Source organism: Micromonospora sp. NPDC051296 (assembly GCF_040682255.1).
Taxonomy (GTDB): domain Bacteria; phylum Actinomycetota; class Actinomycetes; order Mycobacteriales; family Micromonosporaceae; genus Micromonospora; species Micromonospora craterilacus.
In genome coordinates this window covers 1-8,399 of sequence record NZ_JBFBAO010000317.1, presented here as the reverse complement: position 1 = coordinate 8,399, position 8,399 = coordinate 1, and the positions used below count along the sequence as shown (strand labels likewise).

8 protein-coding genes are annotated in these 8,399 nt (G+C 74.4%); 5 read left to right on the top strand and 3 right to left on the bottom strand.

Annotated features, from left to right (window positions below):
* Positions 1-153: 153 nt before the first annotated feature.
* On the bottom strand, positions 154-426 hold the full coding sequence (locus tag AB0M52_RS26305) for a DUF4031 domain-containing protein (RefSeq protein WP_363958874.1): 273 nt from the start codon (positions 424-426) through the stop codon (positions 154-156).
* 69 nt (positions 427-495) lie between these two features.
* On the opposite strand from AB0M52_RS26305, the gene AB0M52_RS26300 reads away from it, so the two are divergent.
* Positions 496-1,896, top strand: coding sequence for an FAD-linked oxidase C-terminal domain-containing protein (locus tag AB0M52_RS26300; RefSeq protein ID WP_363958871.1), 1,401 nt, complete (start codon positions 496-498; stop codon positions 1,894-1,896).
* Positions 1,897-1,902: 6 nt separating this feature from the next.
* Here AB0M52_RS26300 and AB0M52_RS26295 read toward each other — a convergent pair whose 3' ends face one another.
* Both AB0M52_RS26295 and AB0M52_RS26290 read right to left on the bottom strand, forming a co-directional pair.
* Complete coding sequence (locus AB0M52_RS26295; protein WP_363958868.1) at positions 1,903-2,427, bottom strand: hypothetical protein; 525 nt, start codon at positions 2,425-2,427, stop codon at positions 1,903-1,905.
* A 78-nt stretch (positions 2,428-2,505) separates the two neighbouring features.
* The gene (locus AB0M52_RS26290) at positions 2,506-4,323 is read right to left on the bottom strand and encodes a glycerol-3-phosphate dehydrogenase/oxidase (RefSeq protein WP_363958865.1); all 1,818 of its coding nucleotides are present in this window, start codon (positions 4,321-4,323) and stop codon (positions 2,506-2,508) included.
* Positions 4,324-4,435: 112 nt separating this feature from the next.
* Here AB0M52_RS26290 and AB0M52_RS26285 point away from each other — a divergent pair, with 112 nt between their 5' ends.
* From AB0M52_RS26285 to AB0M52_RS26270, 4 genes are all read left to right on the top strand, one after another.
* Positions 4,436-6,820, top strand: coding sequence for a S8 family serine peptidase (locus tag AB0M52_RS26285; protein WP_363958862.1), 2,385 nt, complete (start codon positions 4,436-4,438; stop codon positions 6,818-6,820).
* A gap of 136 nt (positions 6,821-6,956) precedes the next feature.
* Complete coding sequence (locus AB0M52_RS26280) at positions 6,957-7,088, top strand: hypothetical protein (protein ID WP_267900719.1); 132 nt, start codon at positions 6,957-6,959, stop codon at positions 7,086-7,088.
* 57 nt (positions 7,089-7,145) lie between these two features.
* Positions 7,146-8,078 carry a GNAT family N-acetyltransferase gene (locus AB0M52_RS26275; protein WP_363958860.1) on the top strand — a complete coding sequence of 311 codons (933 nt, stop codon included), beginning with the start codon at positions 7,146-7,148 and terminating at the stop codon, positions 8,076-8,078.
* Positions 8,079-8,169: 91 nt separating this feature from the next.
* Positions 8,170-8,399 (top strand): hypothetical protein (locus tag AB0M52_RS26270; RefSeq protein ID WP_363958857.1); only part of this gene is annotated, 230 nt, incomplete at its 3' end.

Below are 8,399 nucleotides of genomic sequence, written 5' to 3'. Positions count from 1 at the left end.
GACGTCTCGATCGTCGGGCAGCCCTCCACCATCGAGTACCCGACCGAGGCGGAGATCGCCCCGAACGGGTCGCGGCTGGACATGGCGTGGGAGTGCATGATCGCGGAATCGGGGGTGGGGCGGGGCGGGGGCGGGGGTGGGGTGGGGGTGGGATCAGCGGGTTGGGCGGGTCAGGTGTTTGGGGCGGCGGAGGCCCGAGTCGCGGAGTAGGCGGACCAGCTCGCGGCTGGGGACGACGTTCGCGCCGAGCCAGACCGCTGGGGCGAACCGCTCCGCCGGGATGTCGTAGTGGTCCCGGTCGAAGCCGCGCCGGGGCGCGCCCAGCGCCTCCGCGAAGGCGTGCAGCTCGGTGAGGGAGACGTCGCTGATCAGGTGCGACCAGAGACGACCCCGCGCCGGCCAGGCCGGCCGGTCGACGTAGATCACGGCAGCCACGGTACCGGGTGGCCGCCCCGAGGTTGATGATCACCGGTGACCGGTCGTAGCCTCGGCGACATGGCCGCCTCCCCCCTCCTCGACGACCTGCGTGCCGCCCTCGGGCCGGACGCGGTCCTCACCGACCCCGATCTGCTGCGTGGGCACGAGCGGGACGAGGCCGACCTGTGCGCCGCCGGTACGCCGCTGGTGGTCACCCGGCCACGCAGCACCGAGGAGGTGGCCGCCGTGATCCGGGCGGCCGGACGGCACGGCGTACCCGTGGTCCCGCAGGGGGCGCGGACCGGGCTGGCCGGCGCGGCGAACGCCGTCGACGGCGCGGTGGTGCTCAGCACCGTGGCGATGGACGCGATCCTGGAGATCGACCCGGTGAGCCGGATCGCGGTGGTCCAGCCGGGCGTGGTCAATGCGGCGCTCACTGCGGCCGTGGCCAAGCAGGGCCTGTGGTACCCGCCGGACCCGGGCTCGTGGGAGTCGTCCACCATCGGCGGCAACGTCGCCACCAACGCGGGCGGCATGTGTTGCGTCAAGTACGGCGTGACCACCGAGTACGTGCTCGGCCTGGAGGTGGTGCTCGCCTCCGGCGAGGTGCTGCGCACCGGCCGGCGTACGGCCAAGGGGGTGGCCGGGTACGACCTCACCCGGCTCTTCGTCGGCTCCGAGGGCACCCTGGGCGTGATCACCGAGGTGACCGTGGCGCTGCGTCCGGCTCCGGCGGAGTCGCTGACCCTGGTGGCCGTCTTCGACTCCACCACGGCGGCGGGTGAAGCGGTGGCCCGGATCGCCGCCCGGGGACTCTCCCCCAGCCTGCTCGAACTGCTCGACCGCACTCACCTGACGGCGATCGAGGCGTACCGGCCGATGGGGTTGCGCACCGACGCGGAGGCGCTGCTGCTGGCCGCCGCGGACACCGGCCCCCGGGCTGCCGCAGACCTGGCCGAGCTGGCCGCCGTCTGCGAGGCGGCCGGCGCCGAGGAGGTGTACGCGGCCACCGACGCGGTGGAGGCAGCCGCCCTGTTGCAGGCCCGACGGCTGGCGCACCCGGCGATGGAGAAGTACGCCGCCGACGCGTACCCGGGCGGCAACGGTGGCCTGATCATCGACGACGTGGCGGTGCCCCGGGGCGCGCTGGCCGCACTACTCGACGGGGTGGCCCGGATCGCGGCCGAGTGCGAGGTGCCAATCGGCGTGGTCGGCCACGCCGGTGACGGCAACATGCACCCCAACATCGTGGTCGACCGGGCCGACCCGGCCAGCCTGGCACGCGGCCGGCGGGCCTTCGACGAGATCATGCGGCTCGGTCTGGACCTCGGTGGCACCTGCACCGGCGAGCACGGCGTCGGCCTGCTGAAGCGGAACTGGCTCGCCCGCGAGATCGGGCCGGTGGGCGTCCGGGTGCACCAGGCGATCAAGGCCGCGCTCGACCCGGCCGGCCTGCTCAACCCCGGCAAGGTGCTCTGACCCTGCTTACGACGAAGTCAGCTCGGCGGGCGTGTTCTGGGTGAGCAGCAGCAGGATCTCCTCGGCCACCGGCGACCGTTCCTCACCGGGGCAGTCCTGCGAGCTGATCAGGCCGGCGGCGGTCAGCAGGCTGGAGGTCAGGGCGCCGATGCAGGCGGTCACGTACCCGCGGGCCTCGTCGGTCTCCTTCGCCAGGGCCGGGTCGGCGAGCAGCAGCTGCAACCGCTCGCGATGCTCCTCGCTCAGCACGCCGGTCGAGGTGACCCCGTCACCCGCGCAGTCGATGCACTCCCACCGGCCGTCGGGCTCTACGTTCAGGGTACGCAGCGGGCCGTTCGTCCCCTTCTTCTGCAGCAGTCTGACCCGCGCCTGCCCGCTGGTCGCGGCTCCTCCGGCCCCGGGCAGTTCGCTGGCTGTCGTGCCTGCCGCCGATCCGGCCTGATGGCCGAACGGGGCGCATCCGCTCAACGCGACCGCCAGCAGGGCGGTGGTGGACAGGGAAGCCAGCCGTGACCAGGAAAGCGCAATCACGCGCGGAACTTACCCCACCGTAGGTTGCGAGCGTAACCGGCCGGATGGATATCCGCTGTTATCGATCGCCGGGGTCGATCAGCGGGGCAGCCCGGCGTCGTCGGCACCCCGGTCCGCGGCGTAGCCCCGCACGTCCGGCGCACCCAGCCGCGCCGCGTCGGCGGTCGCGTCGTCCGGCATCAGCTGGGACTGCCGTTCCGCTTCCACCCGGGCCCGGTAGTGGGCCACCTCGCGGGCCCGCCGCGCACCGTCCCAACCCAACACCGCGCCCATCAGCTCGGCCGTGTGCTCGGCCGACTCCACGCCCCGGTGCGTCGTCTCGATCGAGATCCGGGTACGTCGGGTGAGCACGTCCTCCAGGTGCAACGCGCCCTCGGCCCGGGCCGCGTAGGTCACCTCGGCAGCCAGGTACTCCGGTGCGCCGGCCAACGGTGAGGCCAGCAGCGGATCGGCGTCGATCAGCGCGAGCAGGTCGAGGGTCAAGCTGCCGTAGCGCTCCAGCAGGTGCTCCACCACACCGACCGGCACCCCGTGCCGGCGGGCCAGATCGGCCCGATCCCGCCACATCGCCGCGTACCCGTCCGCGCCGAGCAACGGCAGGTCGGCGGTACGCGACGGCCGCTGCCCACCGAGCCGGCGGGCGGCCCGGTCGACCACGTCGGCCGCCATCACCCGGTACGTCGTGTACTTGCCGCCGGCCACCAGCAACAGCCCGAGCATCGGCTCGATGACGGCGTGTTCCCGGGAGAGCTTGGAGGTGGAGTCCGCCTCGCCGGCCAGCAGCGGGCGCAGCCCGGCGTAGACGCCCTCGATGTCGGCGGTGGTCAGCGGCCGGTCCAGCACGGTGTTGACCTGCCGCAGCAGGTAGTCGATGTCGCTCGCGGAGGCCGCCGGGTGCGAGCGGTCCAGACGCCAGTCGGTGTCCGTGGTGCCGATGATCCAGTGCCCGCCCCACGGGATGACGAACAGAACGCTGGATGCCGTACGCAGGATCAGCCCGGTCTCGCCGGTGATCGCCGAGCGGGGCACCACCAGGTGCACACCCTTGGAGGCACGGACCCGAATGCCCGGGCGCAGCCCGACGTCGTTGAGCATCCGGGACATGTCGTCGGTCCACACGCCGGTGGCGGCGATGACCGTGCGGGCGCGTACCTCGAACTCGGCCTCCGGGGAGCCGGCCGGCGCCTCCAGGTCGCGGACCCGGACCCCGGTGACCTCCCGGGCCTGCCGGATCAGCCCGACCGCCCGGGCGCTGCTCACCACGGTCGCCCCCAGGCTGGCGGCGGTGCGGGCCAGGGTGACCACGAGCCGGGCGTCGTCCACCTGCCCGTCGTAGTAGCGGATCGCGCCGGCCAGCCCGTCGGCGCGCAGGCTCGGGAAGATCCGGCGCGCGCCCTCCCGGCTCAGGTGCCGGTGCAGCGGCATGCCCCGGCCCCCGCCGAAGAGGCCGGCGAAGGCGTCGTACGCGGCCACCCCGGCGCCGTAGTAGGCGCGACGGACCACCCGGGCGGGCAGGTCCCGTGCGCCCTGCCCGGCCGGCAGCGGCACCAGGAACGGCACCGGACGAACCAGGTGCGGCGCCAGCCGGGTGGCCAGCAGGCCCCGCTCGGTGAGCGCCTCGTGCACCAGGTTGAACTCCAACTGCTCCAGATAGCGCAGGCCACCGTGGATCAGCTTGCTGGACCGGCTGGAGGTGCCGGCGGCGAAGTCGCGGGCCTCCACCAGGGCCACCTTCAGCCCCCGGGACGCGGCGTCGACGGCCGCCCCGGCACCGGTCACGCCACCGCCGATGACCAGCACGTCGAAGCGCTCGGCCCGCAGCCGGCGCAGGTCGGCGGCGCGGCGGGAGGGGGAGAGCTGACCGGCAACGGATCGCAGAACGTGTGGATCGCGCACCCGTCCACGGTAGCCCCACCGGCACCGGACGGCACCGGCCACGCCCACGGTGATCCGTCCCACGACCGACCGGAGCCCGGCCCGCCACCGGTGTGCGTCGTACTGTGTGCGGATGCGGGCGGACCACTCCACATCCGGCAGTGTCGGCAGTCCCTGGGCGGTCGTCGCGGCGGTGCTGGCCGGTTGTTGGGCGGTCGCGGTCACCGTGCTGTCGCAGAGCGGCGGCTGGCTGGTCGACCAGGTGCTGCTGGTCGGTGGGCTGGATCGGCTCGTGTTGCTCTGGCCGGTGCTCTGCCTGCTCACCGTGCTCCTGGTCGGCACCGCCACGCTGCCGCTGGCCCTGATCCCCCGGACGGCGGCGATCCGGGTCACCGGCCGGGTCTGGCTGGCCGGAGCGCTCGCGCTGGGCCTGCTCGGGCTGCTGCGCGCGATCCCCCTGGTGCACCACGAGGCGTACCTCGCCGCGCTGGCCGCCACGGCCGCGCTGCTGGCGCTGGTCGCGGACCGGCTGACGCAGCGCGTCTTCGGCCCCGGGCGGCCCGGCGGTGCCCGGCCGCGCCCGGCGGTGGCGACCCTGCTCGCCGTGGCCGCCGGGGTGGCCCTGCTGCTGCCCTGGGTGTGGCTCGGCGCGCTCGGCGGGCTGCTGGAGACGGTGCTCGCCGGGCTGGCCGCAGCGGCCGTCGGGACGCTGGCGGGGGTGCTGCTGGACGCCCGGTTCTGGCGTCACTTCGAGGTCGGCGAGCCACCCCGACCGGCCCGGCTGGTGCTGGTGGGCGGCCTGGTCGCCGGCGTTGTGCTGCTGCTGATCGGTGCCGGTGCCGGACAGTCCGGTGCCCAGTTGCCGCTGTTGGTGGCGCTGCCTCCGGCGGGCTTCGCTCTGGCCGCGCTGCACGCCCTGAACCGACGCTCGGCCCGGCCGGCCGGCCGTACGCCCACCGCCTGGCTGGTCGGGCTCGGCGTGTTCGGCCCGCTGGCGTTCACCGATCCGGAGGAGATCAGCCTGCTCCTGGCCGGCACCCGGGATGTGCCGTTCTGGGTGGCGGTCGCCGCCGGTGCCGGGCTCGTCGTCGCGGTCGCGCTGGCGATCGCGTACGGGCTGCTGCTGGCCCGGCCTTCGGCCCGCTCGCCCCGGCGGGCGATGGCCGCCGGGACCGCCCTGACCCTGCTGGTCACGGTCGGCGCGGTCGGCGTCGGTGCCGGCCAGCCGGGCCTGCACGGCGAGCGGCTGTTCGTGGTGCTGCGACAACAGGCGGACCTGACCGGCCTGCCGGCCGGGGCGGGGAAGGCCGGCCGGGACGCCCGCACCGGGGAGGTCTACCGGCGGCTGGTCGACACCGCCGAGCGGAGCCAGGCCGACCTGCGGCGGGAGCTGCGCCGGCTGCGGCTGGGCCACACCCCGTACTACCTGGTCAACGCGGTCGAAGTGGACGGCGGGCCGGCGGTACGGGCCTGGCTGAGCCGCCGGCCGGAGGTGGCCCGGGTCCTGGTCAGCCAACGGCTGCGTCCGCTGCCGGCACCCGCCGGCACGGCCGGCGGCAACGCTCCCGCGCCGACCGGCCCGGCCTGGAACATCACGATGATCGGTGCGGACCGGGTCTGGTCCGAACTCGGGGTCACCGGCGCCGGGGTGACCGTGGGCAGTTCCGACTCCGGGGTGGACGGACGGCATCCGGCCCTGGCCGGGGGCTTCCGGGGCGGTGACGACTCGTGGTTCGACCCGTGGAACGGCACCCGGACGCCGACCGACCGCAGCGGGCACGGCACCCACACGGCGGGCAGCGCGGTCGGGCGGGGCGGCATCGGCGTGGCGCCGGACGCGCAGTGGGTCGGCTGCGTCAACCTCGACCGCAACCTGGGAAGTCCCGCCGCCTACCTGGACTGCCTCCAGTTCATGCTGGCGCCCTTCCCGACCGGCGGCGACCCGTTCACCGCGGGCCGCCCGGCCCGGGCGCCGGAGATCCTGACCAACTCCTGGGGCTGTCCACCGATCGAGGGCTGCGATCCGCAGGCGCTGCGGCCGGCCACGGACGCGCTGGAGGCCGCCGGGATCCTCGTCGTCGCGGCGGCCGGGAACACCGGCCCGTTCTGCGGCTCGGTACAGGACCCACCCGCGCCGTACCCGGACGTGCTGACCGTCGGCGCGGTGGACGACCGGCGCCGGGTGACCGACTTTTCCTCCCGCGGCCCGGCTGCGGGGGTGGCCAAGCCGGACCTGATGGCACCGGGGGCGGACGTGCTCTCCGCGATGCCCGGCGGTGGGTACGCCGCGCTCGACGGCACGTCCATGGCCACCCCTCAGGTGGCGGGCGTGGTGGCGCTGATGTGGTCGGCCAGTCCGGAACTGATCGGCGACCTGGACCGGACCCGGCGGATCCTGCGCGAAACGGCCACGCCGGTCCAGGCCGGCGACCGCACCGACGACTGCGGTGGCGCGGGAAACATCGTCGGTGCCGGGCTGGTCGACGCGTACGCCGCCGTCGGCGCCACCCGCGGCTGACCTCACACAACGTGAGCAGATCTCGTCCAGGGGTAAACAAACTGGCTTTGACCTGCTAAGTTGCGGGCTCATGCACGGTCATTCACCTGGCGCAGCGGCTCCCTTCCCGTCGCCTTCGACAGCCCGGTGGCGCGGCATGGCGCTGCTGATCCTGCTGGGCGTGCCGGCGCTGGTCGTGGCCCTGTGCTGCGGAGTCATCCATGTCGTCACCAAGTCCGCCGTCGACGACCCGTTCGGCGGCCGGGGCGGCATCACCTCCCAGCCCTGACCGCCGGCCGGGCGAGGACTGCCACGAGGGGCCGGTTGTGATCTAGGGTCGGCAGCCATGGACGCCGGGATCAGCATCGCCGAGTTGACCGTGGAGCAGGCGCCGGAGGTGGCGGAGCTGTGCCGCCGGGCGCTCGATCTACCGGAGGACGCGGCCGAGGCCGGCCCCCTGGTGGAGACGCTCTGGCGGCGGGCAGCCGCCGACCGCACGGTGCGGGTGTTCGGCGGGTACCGGGAGGACGAGCTGGTCGGCGTACTGATCGGCTCGCTGTCCGCCGACGACGGCCGGATCGGGCACGTGGACCTGGTGGCCGTCGAGCCCCGGCTACGGCGCCGGGGCATCGGGCGGGCCCTGCTCGGGCACGCCGAGCGGGCGCTGGCCGACCTTGGTGCGGCCGAGGTGCTGCTCGCCGGGAACCCGCCGTACTACGCCTGGCCCGGCATCGACGTCCGCTACACCCCGGCGGTCTGTCTCGCGCTCGCCCTCGGCTACCGCCAGGATCGCACCGCCTGGAACATGACCGCCGACCTGTCGTACGACGGATCGCCGGCGCTGCGGTCGACGGAGGCCGCCGAGTCCCGGCTGGCCGCGCAGGGAGTGACCGTACGCCGCGCGGAGCCGGCGGACCTGCCGGCGCTCGCCGCCTTCGCCCGCACCACGTTCGGCGGCACCTGGGAAGCCGAGCTGGCCGGCTCGCTCGGTCGCCCGGACGCCGGCTGCCACCTCGCCGTACGCGACGGCGAGGTGCTCGGATTCGCCGCGTACGGGTCGTCCCGGCCGAGCTGGTTCGGGCCGATGGGCACCGCACCTGCCGCCGAGGGGTCGGGCATCGGCGGTGTTCTCCTGCGGCGGTGCCTGCGCGACCAGTGGACGGCGGGAATCGCCGCGGCGCAGATCGGTTGGGTGGGGCCGGTTCCGTTCTATTCGGGTAGCGCGGGCGCCCGGATCGAACGGGTCTTCTTTCTGTACCGCAGGGCGCTCGACGCCTGAAACTAGGGCGAATAACGCATAGACCCTGATAATGCCATTCGGCCGCCTGGGCCATCGACGCCCCCCTACCGTTTCGGTAGAGGAGGCAGCCATGACCACGGACGACGATCAGACCCAGGACGCACCGCCGGTCACCTGGGCCCCGATCCACGAACTCCCGGGCCCACTGCCGATCGACCGGCTCGACTATGGCGACGCCGAGCAGCTCGCGGAGATGACCGGAGCGGCCGAACCGCCCGAGGAACCGCTCATCCTGGTGGACGAGCCGGTCCCGCACCGCCCGCCGTACGACCGGGCGCAGAAGCGACGCAACCAGCGCCC

What these genes read in the sequence shown, in the direction of transcription:
- AB0M52_RS26300 (WP_363958871.1), top strand. Translation starts at nt 496, where the DNA reads ATGGCCGCCTCCCCCCTCCTCGACGACCTGCGTGCCGCCCTCGGGCCG.
- AB0M52_RS26285 (WP_363958862.1), top strand. Translation starts at nt 4,436, where the DNA reads ATGCGGGCGGACCACTCCACATCCGGCAGTGTCGGCAGTCCCTGGGCG.
- AB0M52_RS26275 (WP_363958860.1), top strand. Translation starts at nt 7,146, where the DNA reads ATGGACGCCGGGATCAGCATCGCCGAGTTGACCGTGGAGCAGGCGCCG.
- AB0M52_RS26280 (WP_267900719.1), top strand. Translation starts at nt 6,957, where the DNA reads ATGGCGCTGCTGATCCTGCTGGGCGTGCCGGCGCTGGTCGTGGCCCTG.